Source organism: Enterococcus villorum (assembly GCF_007990225.1).
GTDB lineage: Bacteria > Bacillota > Bacilli > Lactobacillales > Enterococcaceae > Enterococcus_B > Enterococcus_B villorum.
On sequence record NZ_BJWF01000009.1, the window covers coordinates 1 to 25,766 of the forward strand.

The following is a 25,766-nucleotide window of genomic DNA, read 5'->3' on the forward strand; positions in this document are numbered from 1 at the left end:
TTCAAAGAGCTGTCCTTCGGTAATAAGGATGAAAATCTCAAAATATGAGAAGCTATTTCGAGATTTTCATCCTTATTACTCAGGACAAAACGCTCTTTTCACAACCTCTATCCACGGTGTTCCAGAAGCAACTCCTCAACAATAAGCTCTGATTTTCAAAAATATGAGAAGCTATTTTAGAAAATCATTTCTTATTTGCTCGGAGCTGACCGCCTCTGTCACAACCTCTTCTTAAGAACGAGAGGTGTCTGTTACTGTTACTTTCGCCCATGCATTTGGTACATCATATGACCAGTCCCAATCTTTTACGCGATCGTTTACAGGTAACACTTCTTTACGGAACAATGTTGGAATTGCGTAAGCTTCTTCAAATGCGTATTTTTGCCATTTTGCATAAGCTTCTTTTTGATAATCTGCGTCAAATGCTTTACTTGAATTGATATCATTAATTAATTTAGTATTTTCTTCTGATTCAAAACGAGTGTAGTTAAATGCTGCATTTGGTCCCCATAGGCCGTTTGGATTTGGATCTGTTCCTGTGCTCCAAGCAGCTTGGTAAATATCAATTTCAGGGTCATCATTTTCTAATTTATCATAGAATGAGTTAAATTCGATTAAACGTCCAGTTGTGTATTTAACATCTAAACCGATTTTTTTCCATTGTTGTACGTAGTAGTCAGCTAAAGGTTGTGCAGTTTCGCCACCTGACATTGAGGCAAAGTTGATTGTTAGCTTGTTTCCATCTTTGTCTTCACGTAAACCATCGTTGTCAACATCTTTATAACCAGCATCATCTAACAACTTATTGGCTTTATCAATATCTTGTGTGAATCCTTTTAGGTCACTATCATGGAAAGATTCAAATACTGGTGGAATCAATGATGTTGCATTGCTTCTTAATCCAGCATAGAAACGCTCGCCGACTGCATCGTTATCTAAGGCATAACCCATTGCTTGACGTAATGATTTATCTGCCATTTTTGAATTTGGATCATATTCTACCGTGCTCTTATCAGCGTTCCATTTACCTAGTTTGAATCCTAAGTAAGTATAAGATGTTTGTTCACGTCCTAAGTTTGTATAACCTGAAATTTCTTTATAGGTATCATACGTATCCGTAGGCATTTGGAAGATCATATCATAAAGTTTTGAGTTCAAAGCTTCCGTTGCACTAGCTATTGGCAATGATTTCATAGTAATTTTTTTCAGTTGTGGTTTGCCGTTCCAATAATATTTATTTGGTAGGTACTCTACGGATTCTCCCGCAACAATATTGCTCATGTAGTAAGGTCCAAAAGTAACTGGGTGTTTACGTACTTGATCACTTGATTCCATGTCTTTGATTGCTACGCCTTCAAGAGTATGTTTTGGCGCTGCATATGACCAAATCCCACCACTAGCTTGTAGCATGCTTGGTTCCACTTTTTTATATTCAATTTCAACTGTTTTGTCATCGACTTTTTTGATTCCAGAAATTGTATCGGCACTTCCACTATGGTACTCTTCCATACCAACAATATTTCGGAAATTATCATCATAACGGATACCCGTATAATCTTTATTTCCGATAATCTCATAAGGGAAAATAATATCATCTGCTGTTACATCTTTTCCGTCAGACCATTTGACATTGTCTTTTAATTTGATCGTTGCTTTTTTTGCATCTTGATCTAAATCTAAAGTTGCTGCGCCATCATTTGTAATTTTAAAGTCGGCATCATTTGAAAATAGTGCTTCATGTGATGGTGCCATAAATGCTGCATCATAAGAATCTTGATAAAATTCCCATTGAAATAATCCTTTAAACTGGCTATCTGTCGCTACTGCAGCTTCCAATTCGCCATCTTTCACAGCATCTTTATCATTCTTTGTTGAAATAGGGAATGTTAAATCTTTCTTGTTATCCCCATTATTTGTTGAACTTCCTGAAGAGCTAGAGCCTCCGCCACTTCCACAAGCAGCTAAAGCCATTACTGAAAACAGTGACACAATACCCAAAATCGTTTTCTTCATTCCATTTCCCCCTATTCTCTTAGCCTAGTCGTTGACGTGCATCTGCAGAACGCTTAAATGCTTGTCCAACGTAGTTTATACACAACATCAAAACTAAAATTAGGATTGATGCGGGTAACCAGATCCATTGGCGATTCACTAAAACTTCTCCGTTGCTGGCATAACCAATCAATGTCCCTAAACTTGGAACATTGGCTGGTAAACCGAATCCTAAGAAAGTCAAAGTGGTCTCGATCCCAATATTTGCCGCAAAGTTCATCGTTAAATTGGTGATAATCAATGAACTTAGGTTGGGCATGATTTCACGGAACATAATGTAAAAATCACTTGTTCCCATTGTCTTTGAAGCACTGACATAATCGCGTCTAGCTTCTGATAATGTTTTACTTCTGAATAATCGGGCTTTTGCCACCCAATAAAATGCACTCATAATAAAAATGAAGGAATATACATTGTATTTAGAAATAATTGAAACAAATACAATAATGATCAACATAATCGGCAAAATCATAATAAAATCAACTATACGCATTAAAATATTATCGATAATGCCTCCATAAAATCCAGAGATAATCCCTAAGCCTACTCCGATAATTGAGGTAATGACTGTGATCGCAAACCCGATCGTAACAGAGTTTCTAGCACCAATAATCAATTGTCCTAAAACATCACGTCCACCTTCATCGGCTCCTAAAATAAATTTCGTTCCTTCAGTAGAAACAGAGCCTGGAGCAGCGTATTTATCAAAGATACTGACATACATTACTTTATCTTGATCAATAAATTTTGCACCTATAAAAATGATTAAAAGTAAAACTACAAGTAAGCCTAACGAAAAAATGGCTATTTTATCTTTTTTAAATTCACGTGCAATCATTCGCATCCCCATTGGTGGAATACTTTCTTGCACAACTTCTTTCTTTTTATCACTCATTTGTCTCTCCTCCTTTTCTGATTGATTTTATTATTGGATACGTATACGTGGATCAACAATGCTCATGATAATATCTGATAGCAATGTTCCTATCAACGTCGCAATTCCTAAAATCAATACTAAGGATGTGATAACGGTGTAATCTCGTTGTCCGATAGAGTCAATAAACAATTTCCCGACACCTGGATAACCGAAAATCTTTTCAATAACTACTGAACCAGCAATTAAAGAAGTGATTTCGTAGCCCATTTGTGAAGCCATTGGTAAAGCCGCATTTCGGAAAATATGACGACTAAACACTTTGTTGGTTGGTACCCCTTTTGAACGGGCAGTTCGCACAAAGTCTAACGATTTTGAATCGATCACTTCACTTCTTAAATACTGAATCGTTACCGCAGTAGCTAAAAAAGCTTGAGTGATTGATGGTAATATAATATATTTCATCCGGTCAATTAACTGGGTGAAAAATCCACCTTGCAATCCTAGCGTTTGAGAGCCACTCGTTGGAAACCAACCTAAACGGTACCCGAAAACAAATAGCATGATTAAACCAAAAATAAATAACGGTACAGCAAAGCTAAAGAAGTTGTAGATTACCACTGCTTTGTCTAAAATCGAGTTTTGATATCTTCCCGCTAACATACCTAATGGCACAGCAATTAAATAAGTAATAATAACAGTTAAAATAGATAAATAAAGGGTGTTGATGATACGCTCACCAATTAAGTCAGCAACTGAACGTTTGTATAAGAAACTTTGACCAAAATCTCCTTGTAAAGCATTTCCGATCCAACGGAAATATTGGACATACCAAGGATCATTTAAACCAGCGGCTTGTCGCATTTGTTCAATAACTGCTGGGTCTTGGTTTGGATTGATCAAACCAGTAAATGGATCTCCAGGCATTGCTTTGGCCAACATGAAGATCAACACACTAAGAATAATTACTTGCGGAATCATTAATAACACACGTCGTAAAATCGTTTTCCACATTAGCTAGCACCTCCATCTTTCAACGCTACTTTATGCGTCGGTGTAATTGTACGGAGATCGTACACTCGACCAGTTGCATCATAGTACTCCTTTTGATTTTGGATGTACTCACGTTCTACTCTTCGACGATTTTCTTTATGAAATTCGCGATTTTCTACGTCAATGCGAGGGATAGCAGAAAGCAAACGTTTGGTATAGATGTGACGTGGGTCGTTATAAATGTCTTCACGCGTTCCAATTTCAACAAATCTTCCTTTATACATAATAGCGATATTATCACACATGTGCTTAACGACACCTAAATCGTGAGAAATGAATAAATAACTCAATCCAAACTCTTGTTGGATTCGTTTCATGAAATTTAGTACTTGCGCCTGTACAGATAAATCCAAGGCCGAAACAGGTTCATCTGCTACGATCAATTTAGGACTTGTAGCAACCGCCCGAGCAACACCTAAACGTTGACGCTGACCTCCTGAAAATTCATGAGGATATTTATATAAAGCATCTTCTGGCATCCCAACAATGTCCAGTAGATTTTTCACTTTCTTCTTTTCCTCTTGGTCGCTCAAGCGTTCAAAATTCCGAATGGGCTCAGCAATGATATCTAATACTCGTTTTTTAGGATTTAAACTAGACATTGAATCCTGAAAAATCATTTGGACATCTTTGTTATAACCAATTTTGCTACGGTTACTTTTTTGTGTCACATCTTTGCCTTCATAAATAATTTGACCAGAGGTGACTTTTTCTAAACCCACCACCGCTTTTCCGGTCGTTGATTTTCCAGATCCTGATTCACCAACTAATCCGTAAGTTTTTCCTTTTTCAATAATGAAATCAACACCATCTACCGCATAAACATGATCCGTTACTCGATTAAAGAACCCACTGCGAATAGGATAGTGAACTTTCAAATCATTGATTGTGATTAATTCTGACATCTACACCTCTCCTTTTTCGTCTCTAAAGTGGAAATGTTTATAACATGAGCAGCGAACCAAATGATTCGGGGCAATTTCATGAAGTACAGGGTTTTCTTCGTGATCACTTGCGGGGATCCAAGGAATACGCGGAGCAAAACGACAGCCGGTGCGTGGCATGTTCTTTAAAGAAGGAACGACACCTTCAATCACGTGCAATTCTGCTTCATGGTTTCCTTCTTGAGGAATCGAATTTAGTAATGAACGTGTATATGGATGTTTTGGATTTTCAAATAATTCTTTGACTCCGGCCACTTCAACAAATTGACCACCGTACATAACAGCTACACGATCAGCCATTTCAGCCACTACCCCTAAGTCATGGGTAATGAGAATAATTCCTGTCTTGGTTTCTTCTTGCAAATCTTTTAATAGATCAAGTATTTGTGCTTGAATCGTTACGTCTAACGCAGTCGTTGGTTCATCTGCAATAACGATCGGTGGTTTACATGCGATGGCAATAGCAATGATCACCCGTTGCCTCATCCCACCTGATAATTCGTGAGGGTATTGTCGTCCTACTCTGGCAGGGTTAGGAATTCCCACTTGTTCTAATAATTCTAAAGCACGTGCTTGCCGTTGTTCTGCATTCATTTTTGTGTGATACGACAAACCTTCTTTGATTTGATCTTCAATTCGCATCAAAGGGTTTAACGCTGATAATGGGTCTTGGAAAATCATACCTATATCATTCCCACGAATTTTGTTATATAAAGTTTCGTTTAATTCGATCAAGTTCAAATCGTTATATAGAATTTCACCGGTAATTTTGGTGTTATTTGGATCAAGTAGTCCCATAATAGTAGTAGCCAATGCACTTTTTCCGCACCCAGATTCTCCAACGATGGCTAGGATTTCGTTTTTATCTAATGTAAAAGAAACGTCGTCTACTGCATCGTAATATTCATCTTTAAGACGGAAGCCTGTATGTAGGTTTTGAACATCTAATAGTTGATTATCTGACAATCGAATACCCCTCTCTGCTTCCCTAGATGGAAGTTTTATTAATAAAAAAAGATAATACACACAATAAAGCGTTTTATAATAAACGTTATTCTAAGGATAGTGTAATATATTATTAATAATTATATATAAAACCTTTTCACAATGCAAGATAATTTCGAATTGCTGACAGAATTGTCAGAAAAATGAATGAAAAAAACGCACCATATTATAGAAAAATTAAAAAAAAAGTGAGTAAAGACCAACTAGATCTTTACTCACTTTTATAGTGACAATTAATTAAGATGAGCGCTAATATAATCAACCGCACCACCAACTGTTTCAATTTGTTCAGCATCTTCATCAGAAATTTCTGTTCCAAACTCATCTTCGAGTTCCAAAACAAATTCCATGATACTGATTGAATCAGCTTTTAGGTCATCTTTGATATTTAATTCATCAGTTACTTTATCTGTATCAATTTCAAAATGATTTGAAATAATTTTCGCTACTTTATTAAATACATCTTCACGTGACAATGTTTTCACCTCCAACAATTATCAAAATTGTCGATTTCCTTCACCCAAGCCCATTTTACTGGCATTTTAAAGGAATGTCCACCTTTTTTTCTATTCGTTTTTTGTAATAAAAAAATACTATTCTGCATTTTTTTCAAATTGCTCTACTAGTTGCCCTACTACATTTGTTTCAAGCATTGTATGAATTTGTCGGATAGTATATCTCACTGCATCAGGTCCAGTTGCTCCATGTGTCTTGATAACTGGCGCCTTTAGACCAAAAAGCACTGCACCACCATGTTTGGAATAATCCATTTCTGATTTTAGGGAACGCAAACCATCTTTTAAGAGCATCGCCCCCATTTTACCTTTTAACCCTTCATTTAAAATAGCTGATTTTAACAGGTTCATCATATTCATAGCAGTTCCTTCAATGGATTTTAATACCGCATTTCCAGTAAAACCATCTGTTACCACAACATCTGCTATCCCATTTAATAGTTCTCTCGCTTCAACATTTCCTATGAAATTCAAACTTGTTTCATTTTGGAGTAATTCAAACGCTTTTTTTGTCAATTCGCTGCCTTTTGTGGCTTCTGTCCCATTGTTCAATAGGGCAACACGAGGCCGACCGATTCCACGTACTTTTCTTGCATAAAATGAACCTAAAATACCATACTGCAACAGATGTTCTGGTTTATTTTCAGCATTAGCACCTAAATCAAGCATGTCAAATCCTTCATCTGTTTTTCCTACGACAGGTAAAGTGGACATTAATCCTGGGCGTTCAATGTTCTTAATCCGTCCGACAATAAATAATCCGGCAGCCAATAACGCTCCAGTGTTTCCAGCTGAAAAGATCGCATCTGCCTCACCATTTTTCACTGCTTGTGCTGCTAAAACCATCGAAGCATTCTTTTTTCGACGGATCGCCTTAACTGGTTCATCCTCACTATTGATTTTTTCATCTGTATGAACGATTGTGAGATTATTTTCAGTTGTTAAGTATTTTCTAATTTCTGATTCCTTACCATAAAGGATAAATTCCACATCTGGGAAATCTTTTTGTGCTAAAGCCACACCTTCCACGATTGCTTGTGGTGCGTGATCTCCACCCATTGCATCTACGGCAATTCTCATTATTTCCACTCCTTTTTTATCATCACTATAAAGTATAGCACAGTCTATTAATCAAAATAATGATTATCTTGAATTTCCATTTCTAGGCTGTTGACTAAATTCCGATATTCTGGCAAAAATTGCCAGTTTTTCAGTTCCCACACTTTCTGTGCTTCCTCACGAGCAACCTCTAATACATGGCTATCTGCTACAAGATCAGCAATAGCAAATTGTGGTAACCCTGATTGGCGGAAACCAAACACTTCCCCTGGTCCACGCAGTTCCAAATCTTTCTCACTTAAAACGAAACCATTGTTAGTCTCTGTCATGATTTTCATCCGTTCAACTCCTAGTTCATTTTTAGGATTCGCTACTAACACACAATAAGAAGCATCACTGCCACGTCCTACTCGTCCTCTTAATTGATGCAGTTGCGCTAATCCAAAACGATCAGCATCCATGATTAGCATAACTGTAGCATTTGGAACATTGACACCCACTTCAATCACCGTTGTCGAAACAAGAATCTGTAGTTTGTTTTCTTTGAAAGCTTCCATGATTGTTTCTTTTTCTTGGTTCTTCATTTTACCATGTAACAATCCTACTTCAAACTGAGGAGCAAATAGCGCACTTAATTTTTCATAAATTTCGACGGCATTTTTGACATCTAAGGCTTCTGATTCTTCAATTAATGGACAGATAACATACATTTGATGCCCCTTAGCTAGTTCCTTTCCGGTCCATTCTAATACATTGTTCAATTGAGGAGTTCGTACCCACCGTGTTTCAATGGGAATACGCCCAGCAGGAAGTTCATCAATCATTGAAACATCCATCTCTCCATATGCCGTAATAGCCAACGTTCGAGGAATCGGTGTAGCCGTCATAAATAAAACATCCGGACGCCAGCCCTTTTCTCTTAGTACCTTTCGTTGATTGACGCCAAAACGATGTTGTTCATCCGTAATTACTAACCCCAAGTTCTGAAATTCAACACCTTCTTGAATCAACGCATGCGTACCCACCAGTATATCTATTTCTCCTTGTTCTAATAACACAAGTAGATCTCTACGCTCTTTTGCTTTGGTTGATCCTGTTAACAACGCAATTCTTACTTCTTGAGGGTCAAAGAGATTCAGAAGACTGTCCATATGCTGTTGTGCCAAAATTTCAGTGGGTACCATTAACGCTCCTTGAAACCCAGCAGTAACCGTTGCATACAAAGCAATCGCTGCGACGATTGTTTTTCCACTTCCTACATCTCCTTGCAATAGCCGTTGCATATGATATGGACTTCTTAAATCACGACAGATTTCATTTGTTACTCTTTTTTGCGCATTCGTCAATTCAAAAGGTAGCGTTTGGATAAAATGTTTCAATTTCTGAATATCGTATAAAATTTCAATCCCATTTGATTCTGCTTTTTCTGATTTTTTTAGCCCTTGCAATCTCATTTGAAATAAAAAGAATTCTTCAAATACAACTCTTCGCTTGGCCTGATGGTTTTCTTCATGATTTTTTGGAAAATGCATACTTTTTACAGCCGTTGAGCGATCCAGCAAACGGTATTTATCAACTAAACTCACAGGAAGATTTTCTTCTATCAATGTGCCATACTCTTCAAATCCTCTTCTAATTAAGTCAACGAGGGTCGTTTGACGAATCGATTTATTGACATGATAAATCGGAGAAAAATCATCGGCTGATTGGGAGCCTAAGATTTTCATACCGTTTAAGGATTTGCGCTTTGCATCCCATTTTCCGTAAACAGCAATTTCTTCTGATAAAATAATTTTTTCTTTCAAATAAGGCTGATTAAAAAAAGAAACATTGAACACGGCATGATCTTGCATCATACGAAATTGAAGTCGATTCTTTTTATAGCCAAAACGGCTCATCACTGGCGGCGAAACGACTAATCCTTTTATCGTCACTTTTTCTTGATCGAGGATTTCATTTAAATTTCTTTCTTGAATATCTTCATAACGAAAAGGATAATAAGTCAGTAAGTCTTCGATTGTATGTATCCCTAAACTAGCAAGGCTTTCCGCTCTTTTTCCACCTACACCCGCTAACATAGTTACTGGATCACTTAAAGAACGCATGCATATTCCTCCTTCACGTATAGTCGTCATTCATTCCTTAGAAATAGGGCTGCACCAACGACATGGCACAGCCCTATTTCTTTAACAAACAATGAAAATCGAAATGTTTTTTCGTCTCTATTCAGCAGAGAATAGATATGGGTAAACTGGTTGATCTCCTTGGTGGATCTCAATTTCTAAATCTGGATGTTGAGCCATTAACTGTGCAGAAAATTCTTCTGCTTGGCTTACAGAACCACCTTCACCGGCTAAGATCGTCACAATTTCCGTTTCTTCAGTTAACATTTTTTCTAAAGTAGCCAATGCAGTAACAGCGATATCTGAATTAGAGAGAACAATTTTACCATCAATCATCCCTAAGAAGTCCCCCTCAGTGATTTTCACCCCATCAATCGTTGTGTTACGAATCGCATGTGTAACTTGACCACTGACAACACTTGAAAGCATCTCCGTCATCGTGTCTTTATTTTCTTCTAACGATAATTGATCGTTAAACGAAAGCATAGCAGTCAATCCTTGAGAGATCGTTCTTGATGGCACAACAGCTACCGGTATTTCGGCTACTTCTGCTGCTTGATCTGCAGCCATAAAGATATTTTTATTATTTGGTAAAACAATAACTTTGTCCGCATTTACTTCTTGAATCGCTTTGACGATATCTTCTGTACTTGGATTCATGGTTTGTCCGCCACTAATGACATAGTTTGCCCCTAAACTTTCAAATAGTTCTTGCACGCCTTTACCAGCTGCAATCGCTACGATCCCGTAAGGCGCACGTGTAGTTTTTCGTGGTGTAGCCTCTTTGGGTTGTCCGTCGTGTTCTAAAATCGTTTCATGTTGTAAGCGCATGTTGTCGACTTTTATTTTCACTAGTGAGCCAAATTTTTGTCCATAATTCAATACTTCACCAGGATGTTCTGTATGAACATGTACTTTGATAATCTCATCATCATTTACTACTAACAATGAATCACCTAAACCGTCTAAATAATTACGAAATTCTTCGTAATCAAATGAACTATCCACAGTGGGACCTTCACCAATTTTCACCATAATTTCTGTACAATACCCAAAATGGATATCTTCTGTGGCTAACTGTCCTTGCACACTCCGATGGTGTTCGGCATTGACCATTTCATCCATTTCAGCCGGTGACGGTTCATATTCTTCCAGTTGAAATTCACCATTTAATGCACTTAAAAAACCTTCGTATACAAATAGCAATCCTTGTCCGCCACTATCTACAACCCCTACTTCTTTCAATACTGGAAGTAAATCAGGCGTTTTAGCTAAAGCACGTCTTCCACCTTTTACAACAGCTGTCATGACTTCTATCACGTCATCGGTTGATTTTGCTTTTTTTTCGCCAGCTTTTGCCGCTTCACGAGCCACAGTTAAAATCGTACCTTCAACTGGTTTCATGACTGCTTTGTAGGCAGTTTCTACCCCGTGAGTAAAAGCTGCAGCCAATTCTGTAGCATTTAACACGGTCACTTCAGGAATTTGTTTTGAAAATCCTCGGAATAACTGAGATAAAATTACTCCTGAATTTCCTCTAGCGCCCATTAGTAACCCTTTTGATAGCATTGCCGCTAATTCTCCAACTTTTTCAGAAGTAGAATCTGCCACTGCTTTGGCTCCACTTGTCATTGATAAATTCATATTGGTTCCAGTATCACCATCGGGAACTGGAAATACATTTAAAGAATTGACATATTCTGCATTTACTTGCAGACGATTCGCGCCCGCCTGAACCATTTCCTGGAATTGGCTTGCACTGATTTCTGTTACACTCACCTAGATAATCCTCCTTCAGATCGACTGCTGAATGAATCAGCAAGCCTCCTGCCTAGTCTGGCAGTACACGAACACCTTGTACGAAAACATTTACAGAATTAGCTGTTACACCTAGTAATGTTTCCAAGTTGTATTTTACTTTGTCTTGAACGTTGCGAGAAACTTCTGAAATTTTCGTTCCATAACTAATGATCGTATAAACATCCACTGCGATGCCATTTTCTACTTGACGAACTACTACTCCTCGAGAGTAATTTTCTTTACGTAAAATTTCAGTAATATTATCTTTTATTTGATTCTTGCTGGCCATTCCTACAACACCGAACACATCCGTTGCGGCGCCACCAACAACTGTTGCAATCACATCATTGGTAATTTCAATGGTTCCAGCTGACGTTTGAATTTTTACAGCCATGAATGAGCCTCCTTAACGGGCAAAATACTCCCATTTTTCTTCTATCATATTTTATCATAGCGTCACCTGAAATAAAAGGCAGTTACTCTAAAGTACTCAAAAACCAATGAAAAATTAGAAAGAACCTTGTATAATTTACAATTATTCCATGTAATTGTCAATTCTATCCATGAAAATTCCCTTGCAAATTCACCCTCTATATGATATGTTAGTCTGGTATGAGCTGAATTATTCTATTGCTCCAAATCAAGGCAAAGGAGGAAATTTACATGGCAAAAGTTTGTTACTTTACAGGTCGCAAGACAAAAAGTGGAAACAACCGTTCACACGCGATGAACTCAACAAAACGTACTGTTAAACCTAACTTGCAAAAAGTTCGCGTTATGATCGATGGAAAACCTAAAAAAGTTTGGGTGTCTACTCGTGCTTTGAAATCAGGAAAAGTTGAACGCGTTTAATTGAATGAAGTTTGAACCGTTCACGTTTTGAACGGTTTTTATTTTTACGTAATAATAGAAAGCCTTTAATAACCAACTTATGCGAAAGTTGGTTATTAAAGGCTTTTTTTATGTGCCACCACTTTTAAGGTAATTGAAATATGTTTTTTTATAATAATTCTAATTAAATAATAACTTATTTTTAATCAAGTGTCAATAAGCTATTTATTAGTGTTTACAATTTTTTTATTTTTACAAAAATTTATTTTAACCTAAAATAAAAATCTTAGACTATAGTTATTTATTATTGTTTTTTTATTTTTTGTGAATTGCCAAGTCTTTTCATGTTGATAAAAATATGAATATGATACACTAGAGTTATCTTTATATTCATAGAAATTTGGTGAACAAAATAATGAAAACAAAAATCAAACTTTTTTTTAAGGAAAATGGTCGCTATGTAGCAGCTAGTTTTCTTTTGCCATTTTTGATCCTTGCTTTAGTGTATCTAAGTATTGGGATCTATCCTGGCAGTAGCCGCAGTATCCTTGCTAGTGATGCCTTTTCTCAATTTTCAAATTTTCATGCAAGTTTTCGTAATATGCTCTTAGGAAAGCAAAGTATTTTTTATACTTGGAATGCTTCTTTAGGGTTGAATTATTTATCTTTGATTTCTTATTATCTTGGTGGCCTATTTACACCACTTGTCCTTTTATTTCCAAATGAGATGATGCCGGATGCTTTATATTTTCTTACTTTACTTAAAGTCGGATGTGCTGGTTTATCTTTTTGGTTTCTCGCCAGTACCTATAAAATTCCTCGTTGGGGGCAAGTAGCTTTAAGTATAAGCTATGCATCAATTTCGTTTATTACGGCACATTCAGAAATTATTATGTGGTTAGATGCCTTTATTTATCTCCCACTCGTAATTTTAGGGATTCATCGTGTGATGGATCTGAAACGCCCCACACTGTTGTTTGTTAGTTACTTATTGTTATTCCTATCAAGCTTTTATATGGGTTTTATGATCGGTGTTTTTTCTTTCCTTTACTTTATCGTAAGGCTTTTGACAAATTGGTCCGTCTATAAAAAATCCATTCTTCCTTATGGGATTACTTCTTTACTAGCTGGCGGAGCTTCGATGATTATTATCCTGCCTGCTGTTCTTGATCTTCGGTCAAATGGTGAAGCATTGACACAAATCACTACGTTAAAAACCGAAGCAACTTCTTATCTAGATATTATTATGAAAAATATGATTGGTGTATACGATACAACTAAATATGGCTCTATCCCTTTTATTTATGCTGGGTTATTTCCGTTAGTTTTATGCTTGTTCTATTTTGCCAGTCAAAAAGTCAAAATAAAAAACAAACTTTTATTTGGTAGTTTGTTTGCTTTGTTGATTGCTAGTTTTTATCTCGTCCCTTTAAATCTTTTTTGGCATGGCATGCACGCACCAAATATGTTTTTATTCCGATACTCTTATTTGTTTTCGTTCTTAGTTCTTTTACTAGCAGCTAAAGGCTGGGAATACTTGACCAAGGAAGATCAAGGTCTACTTCTTGGAATAATCATTGTTTTAGCCGCCATTTTCGCTATGGCATGGGGGCTTAAACCAAACGATAGCTACACTTATATCACGACTACTTCTTTTGTTTTAACTATTGTTTTCTTAGGACTATACGCTTTGACGATTGGCTTCTTTCAACAGCAAAAACAACCGCTTAAGTATCTTAGCCTATTATTATTATTACTTATGACAGCAGAGGCAAGTGTGAACACAAATAGCATGATTCATGGGATTTTAGATGATTGGAATTATGCTTCAAGAAGTTTGTATACTGACCCTTCTCCTGCCATAAAAACACTAGTTGATCAAACAAAACAAGAGTCAGATACCTTTTATCGTTTGGAAAACCTTGATCCTATTTCTCCTAATGACTCCATTAATTATGGGTACAGCGGTATAAGTTTGTTTTCTTCTATCAGAAATCGAAATTCTTCCTCTTATCTTGATTCTTTAGGATTTCGTTCAAGAGGAACAAACCTTAATATTCGATACGCTAATAATACATTGTTAATGGATGGCTTTACGGGAATAAAATACAACATCGCTAAAAATGATAGTAGCTTTAGTAAGTATGGTTTCGCTAAAGAAAGCCAAAGTGGTGAATATACTCTTTACAAAAATTTAAATGCTTTACCTTTAGCTTTTACAGCACCTTTATCCATTAATAAAGTGGAACAACCATTAACAGATAATTTAACCAGTCAAACCAACTTAATAAATCGTCTATCTGATTTAGACCAACGCTACTACACTTTCTATACGCCGACACTAAAAAGTCAGCAAAATGTTACGATAAACAAAACAACAACAGGCGTTACTTATTCTGAGAATGTAAGCAACCAACCGAAAACACTCACTTGGGAAGTACGGGTTCCCGCAAATACGCAAGCCTATTTAAGCCTGTTTCCTACTAACTATTCTCAATTGGAAAGTTCCACTGCTACAATTACGGTAAATGGCACATCGAGAAAAACACAGATTGGTATCTCTGGACAGTATTATGATCTAGGATACTATCCGCAAGATACAACCGTGACCTTTACAGCAAGTTTTTACGGTACAAAAGAAGTAAGTTTCATGGAACCTAAAGTACTTGGTCTTGATGTTGTTGCCTATCAAGCTGCGATGAATCAGATTAAAGAAAACGGTGTGGAGATGAAAACAACTGGACGAACAGCCACTGGAACCGTTGACACTTCAGAAGAACGTATGCTAGTGACAACGATTCCTTATGATGCCGGTTGGACAGCTAAAATTGACGGTAAAACTGTCAAAGTAGAAAATTTTAAAAATGCCTTTTTAATGATCAAGGTGCCTGCTGGAAAACACACAGTCACTTTCAGTTATTTACCACAAGGATTCACCATCGGTGCCATTTTATTTATTCTGTGCATTGGGCTCTTTGTCACCTATGTATGGTATTTGCAAAAAGCGCCTGTATCAAATAAAAAATATAAACACAGTTAATTCATTTAACATTTTTAGTTACCCATTAAAAAAACGTAAGTCAACATGGGCGTGCTACCTAAGGGTACACACGTCAGATAGTATGTCTTACGTTTTTGTTTTAAATTATTACCCCTTAATTACTTACATTGACTGTTCTACCTCTACTGTTCTATTTATTATTTTCATCATGGCTTGTCTTCTTTGGGTTCTTCCCATGTTTCTGAGTGCTTCCATTTTTTTGTCTAAAGACTCTTGTTTTCGCTCCGTTTGGACAAAAGGCGAGACAGGTGGTGCCGTTAACTCTTGCATGTTTTTTTGGGGCACCGATGAGAGATTTACTCTCGTTTGATTCATAGGTGGTAATGAATGATCTACCGATACTTTCTCTTTTAACTCATCTATTGTATTTTTCCTCACTTGAGTTACAACATCTAATTTTTCATTTCCCCCTTGCATAGGATTTGGAATATTCTCTGATTGTCCTTTATTTAATTTTGATGGAATCTCTGGAGCATCCTCTTTTATCAGATCCTCTATAATATCTTCTAAAAGATCTATTTCTTCCATATGCTCTTTTATATCAATAAGTTTGTCACCGTTATTGGCTAACCACCTAATTTGCAATATATTTGGACCATTCTCTTCTTTTAACTTCTCTGTATACTTAGTAAATTCATCTATTCGATCAATTTGTTCTTTAGGATCGGTTGAACTATTCTCTATTGAGAAATGTTCATTATAAAAATTAATCACGTAATTTAGTTCGTTATATATTTTTATATCATCTTTAAATGTTTCTCGTAGTTGATCTGCTTTTTCTTTCATTTCTTTTATTAAATCAATACGCTCCCGAATTAAATCATTTACTTTAGTCACTAAATCTCCGTGTAATAATTCTGAGAACAAAATACGTAATTCTTCTATGTTTTTTTCATTTACGTTTGTTTCTCTTGTATTTTTATCCCCTACTAAATCAATCATTTCTTGAAGTTTTTCTTTAATTTGTACGGTGAGTTCTTCTTTTCTATTTTGTAAATGAGAGAGATTGTCTCTTTGATAATTATCAATAAACGGCTCATTGTTTGTCTTTTCTTCTGGTAATGGTGATCCCGCTATTGATTCCCTATTTTCTATTTTTGGTTCATGCAAACTAGTGTCCTTAAACTGATGCTGGACTTCTTTTCTAGGTGAAAAATCTTCGAAAGTAGTTTGAACAACTTTGTCTATTTTAAAGGTATCAAAATTATACTCTTTCGCAATTATCTTAGTATTGGTTTCAACTACGTAATCAATTTCTGCCATTAACTTTTGAGTACAAGCATTCACATTTTCCCAATCTTTCTTTTTATCAAACTGCTTCAATTCATTGTAAATAGACCGAATCTTTTTTTTACCATCTTCTATTTTTTGTTTTTCTTCTTCAGAAAACCCTTTCCTATCCATCGATTCTTCATTTTCTTTGAAGATAGCTGATACTTCTGATCGCCACAGATCGATTTTGTCATTCGGTCTGATCCCCAGTCGCGAAATATATTCCTTACCGAACTTGTCGATCTCAATACCTGTGATTTTTGTGATCGCTTTTCGGATCATTTGTTGATAGCGAATCTCTCGCAAGTCCACTGAGTAATAATTGAAATCTTTAGGGTTCAATCTACTCTGATGATTAACACCACTTTTCAACATTTTCTGTGCTTCTTTTTTTCTTCTCTTCAATTCTTTTTCTTCTATTCGTGAATAACTATCCATTCTTGCTTCTATTTCAGGTTCAGGTGAGTATGATAGTAACCCTTTGATATCCCATTTATTAAGTCCTAAGTTTGTCAATGTTTTACTTTGAGACACATCATAGTAGTGGTATTTTTTAAATCGATCGAGCACACCGTTTTCAATAGCCCTTGCTATCTTCTGATCTAGTTCATAAGCAACAAACGCTTCGTTTGATCCGTTTTCTACGCTAGTGTTCCAGTTTTTAATTGCTTTTTGGAACTCTTTTTTCTCTACTTTCGAAAGTTCAAATGTCGCTCTTTTCTCATTTGTTCTCTCTGTGGCATTATCCTGTACTTTTCCCGTTATTTTTTCGATTTGTTCTATCATTTTTATGTAATTTTTAATATTTAAATTGTTACGTTCCTTCACCGACTTTACATAAAAATCCATCACATCAAACCCAAAAATCGATTGTAGTTCTTTTCTTAATGTGAGTTGATGGCGTACTTCCAGTAATTGTCGTAACTCTGCTTTCGTTAGTTCTGTATGAATATTGCCTTTTTTATAGGCTTCAGAGATGTTTTTATTTAATTTTTGCTTTCTTTTTCTTAAGTAATCTGGCCCGCCTTTATGATCGGTGAGCTCTTTTATTGTTTTTGCTTGTTTATCTAAAGGAATAGGTTCATCCTCGCCTAACACTGTATTAGAAGCTTCACTTGATATTATTGAAGAAATATCTTCTTCAAGAGAATGTTGTTCAGTTTTTTTAGGTACCGTTTCTTCTAAAGAAACTTGTTTTTTCAAGGAAGGTTCATCATTTAAATTTATAACAAAATTTTTAATGCCTAATTTTTTTAATGTATTACTTCTCTTAGTAATATTAGAATTGTAATATACAGCCAATATCTCAGTATTTTCATTCAGCACTTGGCTGATTTCTGTCATTAATTTTTTGGTACAAGCATTTACTTTTTTCCAATCTTTCTTATTATCAAAGTGCTTTAACTCGTTGTAGATGGATAAAATTGCTTCTTTTCCATTGTTTATTTTTGTATTTTCCTGCTCAGAAAATTGATTCCCAGGACGGCTGTCTCCTTCATTAGCTTTGAAATAAGTTGACACTTCTTCACGCAATAGTCCCATTTGCTTTTTTGGTTCCATGCCCAGTCTCAAAACGTATTCTTTACCAAATTTATCAAGATTGATGCCCGTCATTTTTGAAATCGCTTCTCTAATATTTAGCTGATGGTGTACTTCTTGCAACTGTAATAAATTTTGTTTGAACTCTCCAGTGTTTGATTTCCCTTGATTAAACTCTTTCGTCACTTTTTTATTCAACTCATTTTTGAGTTTGGTCAGTTCTTGATCTGTTTTATAGGAGTAACCTTCTAACTCAGACTGAGCATGTGACAGCAAACCCTTAATATCCCATTTGTTGAGGCCTAGTTTAGTCAAAGTCTTACTTTGCTCTGTATCATAGTAATCATATTTTTCAAATCGATCCAATGCACCATTTTGAATGGCATTTGTTAATAGATTTTCTATTTTAGTAAACGTATCTTTTTGTTCATCGTTCTGTTTAATGAAACGCTCGTTCCAATTCTTATTTAAATCTTTAAGTTGCTTTTTCTCTTCATTCGTAATTTTAAATTCTGTTTTTCTTATATTTGTTGTTTCAATAGGATATTCTTTTTTCATCGTTTTCTCGATTTGTTCAACCATATTGATAAAATTCTCCGTACTATATCTGTGACCATGTGCCTCCTTGTAAAAATCGATCACGTCAAAACCAAATATCAACTGTAATTCTTTTCTTATCGTGACTTGACGACGTAATGCAAGCAACTCCCGTAAATTTTTTTTCGTTTCGTCTGTATAAATCGTTCCTTCTTTATAGGATCTAGTGATTTCATTATTTAATACTTATTTACGCTTGTTTAAAACATCCATTTCTTGAAATAAAGTACTAATTGCTTCATTCTGGTTAGCTAAAGGAGTATTTTCTGGCACATCCATTCGTCTAGTATCTTGAGCTTCTACTACTCTACGTACGATTTCATTGATTTCTTCATCTAGTATAGCATCCGTTGTGCTGCTTGTTTCATCTACTAAAGAAGATACCATCTGTTCTTTCTCTTGAACTTTTTCAATTTGTTTAGATAAGTATGATTCATTTTTTTTTGAGATTTTGTTGCTGAATTTTTTCATTTAGTTCTTTATGAAAATTTCTCTGTTGTTCTTTATTTTTCTCTTCATTATTCATAGACCATTCTCCTTTCTTTTATCGAAATCCATTATATAAGTAACTAAGCTAATACTTTCTCCTACTTTTTCTTTTTTTGGCAATTTATGTTAGTTAAATAAATACGCTAGATACGCTTTATCATAGCAATGCTTTCACTTTGAGTGGACAGACTTATCAGTAATAGACATAAAAAACTCCTTTCAATTTACTAAATAGATTGATAGCTATTTAGTAAATTGAAAGGAGTAATACTTATCCACATGTATCTATTTACATATGGAAATATTTATTTGTTAATGCTGATAGATTGCTAACAATTTTTGTTAGTCGTCATATACTACTTCGTAAAGATACAACCCTTCCGGATGCGCTGTAGGTCCCGCTGCATTTCGATCTTTTTTTGCAATAATTTCAGGTAGACTATCTTCCGGTAGACGTCCATTGCCAATTTTTAACAGAGTACCAACAAGAATCCTTATCATTTTATACAAAAAACCATTTCCCCGAAATGTAAACAATAATTCATCTCCTGTTTCATTTACTTCTAATTTGGCTTCATAAATCGTTCGTACTTTGTCTTCCACTGAACTGCCAGAAGCGCAAAAAGAAGTAAAATCATGGGTACCTAATAAATCAGGTAATGCTCTTTGAATTTTTTTTAAATCAAGTGCATAAGGGAAATAACTAGCATAATGTCGGCGAAATGGACTTCGAGGTTTCCCAATATCGACTCGAAACTGATAAGTCTTTTCTTTTACTAAATAGCGGGCGTGAAAATCTTCTGGGACAATTTCAACTGTTTTAACAGCAATATCTTCTGGCGATTGCGTATCTAAAGCAAAGCGCATGCGCTCCAAAGGGCGTTCTTCTGGATAATCAAAATGAATCACTTGCCCCAAAGCATGAACACCAGCATCTGTACGGCCAGAACCAAAAATGGTGATTTGTTCCCCATTAGCCATTTTTTTTAATGTTTTTTCTAGTTCTTCTTGCACAGTACGTCCATTTGGCTGTTTTTGAAATCCATTAAACCGACTGCCATCATACGCAATAATCGCTTTATAGCGCGTCATTTTTTCTTTCACCTACTTATCACTTCACTAACTTCTCAAAAAGACCAATGCAATGGTTAATAAAACAAACACAATTAGTATGATTGTATCTCGATTATGCCAATGAAGAATGCGATACTTTGTTCTTCCATCGCCTCCTTGGTAGCCTCTAGCTTCCATGGCTGTTGCTAAATCTTCTGCTCGATTGAAGCTGCTAACAAATAAAGGGATCAACAAAGGAATCACTGCCTTCATCTTTTGTACTAAACTTCCTTCTCCAAAATCAACGCCACGTGCTCTTTGTGCGTTCATGATTTTTTCTGTCTCATCCATTAAAGTTGGCACAAAACGTAGCGCAATTGATAACATCAACGAGATTTCATGAACTGGAAAACGGACAACTTTTAAAGGGCGTAATAAATATTCAATAGCATCTGATAGTTCTAAGGGAGGAGTTGTTAACGTTAATAATGTTGACATGAAAATGATCAATACAAATCGACAGAAAATAAACAAGCCATTCATTACACCAAATTCTGTGATGTTGAAAACTCCCCAACTCCAATAAGTATCGCCACCGCTTGTAAACAATACCTGCAAAGCGACCGTAAAAAGAATCAACCAAATCAACGGTCGAATTCCTCGGATAAAAAATTTGATGTCCACTTTCGAAAGGAAAACAGATAATAATGTAAAAACGGCTAAAAGAGCATAAGTTTGCCAATTGTTAGCTAAAAAAATGATGCCAATAAAATAAAAACTAGCTAATAATTTTGCACGAGGATCCAAGCGATGAATCAATGAATCACCAGGCATATAGCGCCCAAAAATCAGTTTATTCATCATAAGAATGTCCTCCTGTTAACGTAACAATCTTGTCCGCTAATTCTTCTGCTGTAATGGGAAGTTCAGAGAAAAGAGGTGCTCGTTTGTTCAATTTTTCTGCAAATTCGGTAGCAGTTGGTACACCTAATTGCTTTTCTTTTAACCAAGAAAGTTTTTGAAACACCGCTTGCGGTTGACCGCTTTCTACAATTCTTCCTTTTTCTAATACATACACATAATCAGCATAATTTGCCACATCATCCATTAAGTGAGTAACTAACACAATTGTAATATTTTGTTCTTTATGCAACCGCCAAAACATGTCCATCATTTCTTTTCGACCTTGTGGATCGAGTCCTGCTGTAGGCTCATCTAACACTAATACTTCTGGTTTCATAGCCAGTACACCTGCAATAGCCACTCGTCTCATTTGTCCACCAGATAATTCAAACGGTGATCGTTCTAAATAAGAAGCATCTAGTCCAACCTGTGCCAGTGTCTCTTGCGCTAGCTCTCTTGCCTCTTCTTCACTCACACCAAAATTTTTTGGTCCAAAGGCAATGTCTTTTGCTACTGTTTCTTCAAATAGTTGCGCTTCTGGAAACTGAAAAACGATTCCGACTTTTTTACGAATCGGTTTCAAGTTTTTATTGTTCGTATCAGGCATAATTTTTCGATCGCCGATATGTACGCTTCCACTTGTAGGTTTGATTAGCGCATTCAAATGTTGTAGTAGTGTCGATTTACCACTTCCAGTGTGTCCAACTAAAGCAGTGTAACTATTTTCTTGAATCGTTAAATTGATATCAAATAATGCTCGCTGTTCGAATGGCGTATTTGGCTGATAAGTAAAATCTACTTTTTCAAAACGGATGTCCATAACCAGTCCACCATCCTTTCTTCTGTCATATACTCGGTAGGAACCTCTATACCACGTTGCTTCAAAGCACTCTTTAATTTTTCAGGAAAAGGTAAATCTAATCCTAAATTGATCAGTTCAGGTCCGGCAGAAAAAATTTCTTGCGGAGTTCCTTCATTGACTAAAGATCCTTGTTTCATGACTAAAATACGACTAGCATTTGCTGCTTCATCAATATCGTGTGTAATAGATATAACTGTTAAGTTACTTTCATCTTTAATTTTTTTAATCGTGGAAATAACTTCTTCACGTCCTTCTGGATCAAGCATACTAGTTGCTTCATCTAAAATGATAATATCAGGACGTAAGGCAACCACTCCAGCAATCGCTACACGTTGTTTTTGACCACCAGATAGTCTTGCTGGTTCTCTTTTAGCAAAATCAAGCATGCGGACTTTATCTAAGGCATCTTGAACGCGCATCACCATTTCTTCTCTAGGGATTCCTTGATTTTCAAGTCCAAAAGCAACATCATCCTCAACTGTTGATCCAACAAACTGATTGTCAGGATTTTGAAAAACCATTCCTACCATACGTCGAATTGACCAGATATTTTCTTCATTAAGTGTTTGGTTTCCTACTTTCACCGTACCAGACTCGGGTAAAAGTAACCCATTGATTGTCTTTGCAAGTGTTGATTTCCCAGACCCATTATGTCCAATGATTGCGATCCATTCACCATGATTAATCGTAAATGAAACATCTTTTAATGCTGGACGAGGGTCATCAGGTTGATATTTGTAATTAATCTTTCCTAATTCAATTATTGGCTCCATAATTACTCCTTCTCCATCCTAAAGTTCCTACTAACACTATCAAAAAACACCTGATTTTTCAATTGTTTCCGTTTTAATTAAAGTGTTTTTTTACACCTTCAAGAAGATGTCAAGACAGATAATTGAAGGTACAAAAAAACACTTTATGATGAGTGCATACTCCCCAAATCAGATAGATTTGAGGAGTAGCGCTGAGCTAGACTCGGAAGAGTTAACTTCCAACATCATAACACTCTAAAAGAATCATCTATAAAGTGATGTTATTAGTGTGATTTTAGACAAGTTCTAAGACAACCATTGGTGCACCATCACCGCGTCTTGGTTCTGTCTTTAAGATACGAGTGTAGCCGCCTTGACGTTCAGCGTAACGAGGTGCAATATCATTAAACAGTTTTTGTAAAGCTGATTCAATGACGATTTCCTCATTTTCTTCACGTACGCTAGCAACTTCATTACGTACAAAAGCCGCAGCTTGACGACGTGCATGTAAGTCTCCACGTTTGCCTAAAGTGATCATTTTTTCTGCAGTTGAGCGAACTTCTTTCGCACGAGCTTCAGTAGTCACAATACGTTCGTTAATTAATAAGTCAGTTGTTAAATCACGCAACATCGCTTTACGTTGGCTAGATGTGCGTCCTAGTTTACGATAACTCACGTTGGTTTCCCTCCTTCGTAAAAGGTTTTAATCTTCCTTACGTAAACCTAATCCTAAGTCGTGTAATTTTGCTTTCACTTCTTCTAATGATTTACGCCCTAAGTTACGGACTTTGATCATTTCTGGTTCAGATTTATTTGTAAGTTCTTGTACAGTATTGATTCCTGCACGTTTTAAACAATTATAAGAGCGAACAGATAAGTCTAATTCTTCAATTGTCATTTCTAACATTTTTTCTTTTTGTGTTTCTTCTTTTTCGACCATGATTTCAGCATTTTTTGCTTCATCTGTTAGGTTGACAAAGATATCTAAATGTTCAGTCATGATTTTTGCAGATAAACTCATTGCTTCTAATGGTTCAATTGAACCGTCTGTCCAAATCTCCATCGTCAATTTATCAAAATCTTCACAGTGTCCAACACGAGTGTTTTCTACTTGATAGTTCACACGACGAACAGGTGTGTAGATTGAATCGACTGGAAGAACGCCAATTGGCATATCTTCTTTTTTGTTTTCATCTGCTTGAACATAACCACGTCCTGGTTTCACTGTTAAGCGAGCATGGAACGTAGCTCCTTCAGAGACACTACAGATGTACATATCTTTGTTAAGAATTTCTACCTCACTATCAACGATAATATCGCCAGCAGTTACTGTAGCAGGTCCGGTAATATCGATTTCAAGGGTTTTTTCTTCTTGACCATACATTTTCAGTGCTAAACCTTTAATGTTCAAGATGATTTGAGTGACGTCTTCTCTTACACCTTTAATGGTTGAGAATTCATGCAGTACACCATCGATTTGAATATTAGTGATGGCAGCACCTGGCAAAGAAGATAATAAAATACGACGTAGGGAATTCCCTAAAGTAGTCCCATATCCTCTTTCAAGAGGTTCAACGATGAACTTGCCATAATCTTTTTCTTCATCAATTTTTGCGATTCTTGGTTTTTCGAATTCAATCATTCTTATCTTTACCCCTTTCAAAACGAAAAGTGTCTTGTTCAATGACGTTACTAATAGAACTCAAAATGAGCGGCACTCATTAAACACGACGGCGTTTTGGAGGGCGGGCACCATTATGAGGAACTGGAGTCACGTCACGAATTGCAGTCACTTCTAAACCTGTAGCTTGTAATGAACGAATTGCTGCTTCACGTCCAGAACCTGGTCCTTTAACTGTTACTTCAACAGTTTTTAATCCGTGTTCCATTGCTGCTTTTGTAGCTGTTTCTGCTGCCATTTGAGCGGCAAAAGGAGTTGATTTTTTGCTTCCTTTGAAACCTAATGAACCAGCTGATGACCACGCTAATGCATTCCCGTGAGTATCAGTGATCATGATGATAGTGTTGTTGAATGTAGAATGGATATGTGCAATACCTGCTTCTATATTCTTTTTCACACGGCGTTTACGATTCACTTTTTTTGCTGCCATGAAGTTCTAACCTCCTTCACTTAAGAATTATTTTTTCTTGCCAGCGATAGCGCGAGCTGGGCCTTTACGAGTACGTGCATTGTTTTTCGTGTTTTGTCCACGAACAGGCAATCCACGGCGATGACGGATGCCACGGTATGAACCGATTTCCATCAATCGTTTGATGTTTAAGTTCACTTCACGACGAAGGTCACCTTCAACTTTTAATTTATCTACTTCTGCACGGATAGCATCTGTTTGTTCATTCGTTAATTCACGAACGCGAACATCTTCAGATACGCCAGCATTAGCTAAGATTTGTTTTGCAGTAGTGTTACCAATACCATAGATATAAGTAAGAGAAACTACTACACGTTTATCACGAGGAATATCTACTCCTGCAATACGAGCCATATTTATTGCACCTCCAATTATCCTTGACGTTGTTTATGTTTTGGATTTGCTGGGCAAATCACCATAACGCGTCCTTTACGACGAATTACTTTACAATGTTCACACATTGGTTTTACTGATGGTCTTACTTTCATGATAATACCTCCTGTAGTTTTACGGAGTACAATTATTTAAAGCGATAAGTAATACGGCCACGGTTTAAATCATACGGAGACAATTCAACCGTCACTTTGTCACCAGGTAAGATACGAATATAATGCATACGAATTTTACCTGAAACAGTAGCAAGAACTTGGTGTCCGTTTTCTAGTTCAACTTTAAACATTGCATTCGGCAAAGTTTCGACGACTGTACCTTCGACTTCAATCATATCTTCTTTTGCCACGCACAGTACCTCCTTGTACTTGTTTCGCATTTTCACACGATAAAATGGCGGAAACTGCAGTTCCCACCTCAAAATTCTCAAAATGGATCATCT

At 36.2% G+C, this 25,766-nt stretch carries 24 protein-coding genes; 2 read left to right on the forward strand and 22 right to left on the reverse strand.

Features of this window, described 5'->3' with window-relative positions:
• Positions 1 to 231: 231 nt before the first annotated feature.
• From EVI01_RS05100 to EVI01_RS05145, 10 genes are all read right to left on the reverse strand, one after another.
• Complete coding sequence (locus tag EVI01_RS05100; protein ID WP_010750772.1) at positions 232 to 2,013, reverse strand: oligopeptide ABC transporter substrate-binding protein; 1,782 nt, start codon at positions 2,011 to 2,013, stop codon at positions 232 to 234.
• Positions 2,014 to 2,032: 19 nt separating this feature from the next.
• Positions 2,033 to 2,947 (reverse strand): ABC transporter permease, encoded by a 915-nt coding sequence (locus EVI01_RS05105; protein ID WP_010750773.1) that lies wholly within the window; start codon positions 2,945 to 2,947, stop codon positions 2,033 to 2,035.
• 30 nt (positions 2,948 to 2,977) lie between these two features.
• Positions 2,978 to 3,940, reverse strand: coding sequence for an oligopeptide ABC transporter permease (gene opp4B, locus EVI01_RS05110; protein WP_010750774.1), 963 nt, complete (start codon positions 3,938 to 3,940; stop codon positions 2,978 to 2,980).
• Positions 3,940 to 4,884 carry an ABC transporter ATP-binding protein gene (locus EVI01_RS05115; protein ID WP_010750775.1) on the reverse strand — a complete coding sequence of 315 codons (945 nt, stop codon included), beginning with the start codon at positions 4,882 to 4,884 and terminating at the stop codon, positions 3,940 to 3,942. The genes opp4B and EVI01_RS05115 overlap by 1 nt, the downstream gene beginning before the upstream one ends.
• Positions 4,885 to 5,889: an ABC transporter ATP-binding protein gene (locus EVI01_RS05120; RefSeq protein WP_146811554.1), complete on the reverse strand. Its 1,005-nt coding sequence runs from the start codon at positions 5,887 to 5,889 to the stop codon at positions 4,885 to 4,887.
• Positions 5,890 to 6,161: 272 nt separating this feature from the next.
• Entirely contained in the window at positions 6,162 to 6,404 is a 243-nt protein-coding gene (acpP, locus tag EVI01_RS05125; protein ID WP_010750776.1) for an acyl carrier protein, read from the reverse strand.
• 117 nt (positions 6,405 to 6,521) lie between these two features.
• The gene (gene plsX / locus EVI01_RS05130; protein ID WP_010750777.1) at positions 6,522 to 7,523 is read right to left on the reverse strand and encodes a phosphate acyltransferase PlsX; all 1,002 of its coding nucleotides are present in this window, start codon (positions 7,521 to 7,523) and stop codon (positions 6,522 to 6,524) included.
• A gap of 47 nt (positions 7,524 to 7,570) precedes the next feature.
• Positions 7,571 to 9,607: an ATP-dependent DNA helicase RecG gene (gene recG, locus EVI01_RS05135; RefSeq protein ID WP_010750778.1), complete on the reverse strand. Its 2,037-nt coding sequence runs from the start codon at positions 9,605 to 9,607 to the stop codon at positions 7,571 to 7,573.
• Between the two features lie 117 nt (positions 9,608 to 9,724).
• Complete coding sequence (locus tag EVI01_RS05140; RefSeq protein ID WP_010750779.1) at positions 9,725 to 11,404, reverse strand: DAK2 domain-containing protein; 1,680 nt, start codon at positions 11,402 to 11,404, stop codon at positions 9,725 to 9,727.
• Between the two features lie 52 nt (positions 11,405 to 11,456).
• Positions 11,457 to 11,819 (reverse strand): Asp23/Gls24 family envelope stress response protein, encoded by a 363-nt coding sequence (locus EVI01_RS05145; protein ID WP_010750780.1) that lies wholly within the window; start codon positions 11,817 to 11,819, stop codon positions 11,457 to 11,459.
• A gap of 269 nt (positions 11,820 to 12,088) precedes the next feature.
• On the opposite strand from EVI01_RS05145, the gene rpmB reads away from it, so the two are divergent.
• Entirely contained in the window at positions 12,089 to 12,277 is a 189-nt protein-coding gene (gene rpmB / locus EVI01_RS05155; RefSeq protein WP_010750781.1) for a 50S ribosomal protein L28, read from the forward strand.
• 394 nt (positions 12,278 to 12,671) lie between these two features.
• Positions 12,672 to 15,296, forward strand: a complete 2,625-nt coding sequence (locus tag EVI01_RS05160) for a YfhO family protein (protein ID WP_010750782.1) — start codon at positions 12,672 to 12,674, stop codon at positions 15,294 to 15,296.
• A gap of 123 nt (positions 15,297 to 15,419) precedes the next feature.
• On the opposite strand, the gene EVI01_RS05165 is transcribed toward EVI01_RS05160, so the two are convergent.
• From EVI01_RS05165 to infA, 12 genes are all read right to left on the reverse strand, one after another.
• Complete coding sequence (locus tag EVI01_RS05165; RefSeq protein ID WP_025480624.1) at positions 15,420 to 18,710, reverse strand: hypothetical protein; 3,291 nt, start codon at positions 18,708 to 18,710, stop codon at positions 15,420 to 15,422.
• 201 nt (positions 18,711 to 18,911) lie between these two features.
• A complete protein-coding gene (locus EVI01_RS05170) occupies positions 18,912 to 19,112 on the reverse strand; it encodes a hypothetical protein (RefSeq protein WP_025480625.1) in 201 nt (66 codons plus the stop codon).
• A 444-nt stretch (positions 19,113 to 19,556) separates the two neighbouring features.
• Positions 19,557 to 20,306 carry a tRNA pseudouridine(38-40) synthase TruA gene (gene truA / locus EVI01_RS05175; RefSeq protein ID WP_010750786.1) on the reverse strand — a complete coding sequence of 250 codons (750 nt, stop codon included), beginning with the start codon at positions 20,304 to 20,306 and terminating at the stop codon, positions 19,557 to 19,559.
• A gap of 27 nt (positions 20,307 to 20,333) precedes the next feature.
• Positions 20,334 to 21,131, reverse strand: coding sequence for an energy-coupling factor transporter transmembrane component T family protein (locus EVI01_RS05180; protein ID WP_010750787.1), 798 nt, complete (start codon positions 21,129 to 21,131; stop codon positions 20,334 to 20,336).
• Complete coding sequence (locus EVI01_RS05185; protein WP_010750788.1) at positions 21,121 to 21,990, reverse strand: energy-coupling factor ABC transporter ATP-binding protein; 870 nt, start codon at positions 21,988 to 21,990, stop codon at positions 21,121 to 21,123. The genes EVI01_RS05180 and EVI01_RS05185 overlap by 11 nt, the downstream gene beginning before the upstream one ends.
• Entirely contained in the window at positions 21,966 to 22,805 is an 840-nt protein-coding gene (locus EVI01_RS05190) for an energy-coupling factor ABC transporter ATP-binding protein (RefSeq protein ID WP_010750789.1), read from the reverse strand. Before EVI01_RS05190 ends, EVI01_RS05185 begins: the two co-directional genes overlap by 25 nt.
• Before the next feature lie 274 nt (positions 22,806 to 23,079).
• On the reverse strand, positions 23,080 to 23,460 hold the full coding sequence (rplQ, locus tag EVI01_RS05195) for a 50S ribosomal protein L17 (RefSeq protein ID WP_010734449.1): 381 nt from the start codon (positions 23,458 to 23,460) through the stop codon (positions 23,080 to 23,082).
• Positions 23,461 to 23,487: 27 nt separating this feature from the next.
• Entirely contained in the window at positions 23,488 to 24,426 is a 939-nt protein-coding gene (locus EVI01_RS05200) for a DNA-directed RNA polymerase subunit alpha (protein ID WP_010750790.1), read from the reverse strand.
• A 79-nt stretch (positions 24,427 to 24,505) separates the two neighbouring features.
• Positions 24,506 to 24,895 (reverse strand): 30S ribosomal protein S11, encoded by a 390-nt coding sequence (gene rpsK / locus EVI01_RS05205; protein WP_002288714.1) that lies wholly within the window; start codon positions 24,893 to 24,895, stop codon positions 24,506 to 24,508.
• A 27-nt stretch (positions 24,896 to 24,922) separates the two neighbouring features.
• Positions 24,923 to 25,288, reverse strand: a complete 366-nt coding sequence (gene rpsM / locus EVI01_RS05210; protein WP_010734451.1) for a 30S ribosomal protein S13 — start codon at positions 25,286 to 25,288, stop codon at positions 24,923 to 24,925.
• 17 nt (positions 25,289 to 25,305) lie between these two features.
• Complete coding sequence (gene rpmJ, locus EVI01_RS05215; RefSeq protein ID WP_002288710.1) at positions 25,306 to 25,422, reverse strand: 50S ribosomal protein L36; 117 nt, start codon at positions 25,420 to 25,422, stop codon at positions 25,306 to 25,308.
• 32 nt (positions 25,423 to 25,454) lie between these two features.
• Positions 25,455 to 25,673, reverse strand: coding sequence for a translation initiation factor IF-1 (gene infA, locus EVI01_RS05220; protein ID WP_002288695.1), 219 nt, complete (start codon positions 25,671 to 25,673; stop codon positions 25,455 to 25,457).
• Between the last annotated feature and the right edge of the window lie 93 nt (positions 25,674 to 25,766).

Bases quoted from the DNA above. Each gene is read 5' to 3' on its own strand.
- EVI01_RS05185 (WP_010750788.1), bottom strand. From the start codon at position 21,990: ATGGACATCCGTTTTGAAAAAGTAGATTTTACTTATCAGCCAAATACG.
- EVI01_RS05200 (WP_010750790.1), bottom strand. From the start codon at position 24,426: ATGATTGAATTCGAAAAACCAAGAATCGCAAAAATTGATGAAGAAAAA.
- EVI01_RS05165 (WP_025480624.1), bottom strand. From the start codon at position 18,710: ATGGTTGAACAAATCGAGAAAACGATGAAAAAAGAATATCCTATTGAA.
- opp4B (WP_010750774.1), bottom strand. From the start codon at position 3,940: ATGTGGAAAACGATTTTACGACGTGTGTTATTAATGATTCCGCAAGTA.
- rpmB (WP_010750781.1), top strand. From the start codon at position 12,089: ATGGCAAAAGTTTGTTACTTTACAGGTCGCAAGACAAAAAGTGGAAAC.
- recG (WP_010750778.1), bottom strand. From the start codon at position 9,607: ATGCGTTCTTTAAGTGATCCAGTAACTATGTTAGCGGGTGTAGGTGGA.
- truA (WP_010750786.1), bottom strand. From the start codon at position 20,306: ATGACGCGCTATAAAGCGATTATTGCGTATGATGGCAGTCGGTTTAAT.
- EVI01_RS05115 (WP_010750775.1), bottom strand. From the start codon at position 4,884: ATGTCAGAATTAATCACAATCAATGATTTGAAAGTTCACTATCCTATT.
- EVI01_RS05170 (WP_025480625.1), bottom strand. From the start codon at position 19,112: ATGGTATCTTCTTTAGTAGATGAAACAAGCAGCACAACGGATGCTATA.
- EVI01_RS05180 (WP_010750787.1), bottom strand. From the start codon at position 21,131: ATGATGAATAAACTGATTTTTGGGCGCTATATGCCTGGTGATTCATTG.
- EVI01_RS05100 (WP_010750772.1), bottom strand. From the start codon at position 2,013: ATGAAGAAAACGATTTTGGGTATTGTGTCACTGTTTTCAGTAATGGCT.
- EVI01_RS05105 (WP_010750773.1), bottom strand. From the start codon at position 2,947: ATGAGTGATAAAAAGAAAGAAGTTGTGCAAGAAAGTATTCCACCAATG.
- rpsK (WP_002288714.1), bottom strand. From the start codon at position 24,895: ATGGCAGCAAAAAAAGTGAATCGTAAACGCCGTGTGAAAAAGAATATA.
- EVI01_RS05145 (WP_010750780.1), bottom strand. From the start codon at position 11,819: ATGGCTGTAAAAATTCAAACGTCAGCTGGAACCATTGAAATTACCAAT.
- rpsM (WP_010734451.1), bottom strand. From the start codon at position 25,288: ATGGCTCGTATTGCAGGAGTAGATATTCCTCGTGATAAACGTGTAGTA.
- plsX (WP_010750777.1), bottom strand. From the start codon at position 7,523: ATGAGAATTGCCGTAGATGCAATGGGTGGAGATCACGCACCACAAGCA.
- EVI01_RS05160 (WP_010750782.1), top strand. From the start codon at position 12,672: ATGAAAACAAAAATCAAACTTTTTTTTAAGGAAAATGGTCGCTATGTA.
- EVI01_RS05190 (WP_010750789.1), bottom strand. From the start codon at position 22,805: ATGGAGCCAATAATTGAATTAGGAAAGATTAATTACAAATATCAACCT.
- rpmJ (WP_002288710.1), bottom strand. From the start codon at position 25,422: ATGAAAGTAAGACCATCAGTAAAACCAATGTGTGAACATTGTAAAGTA.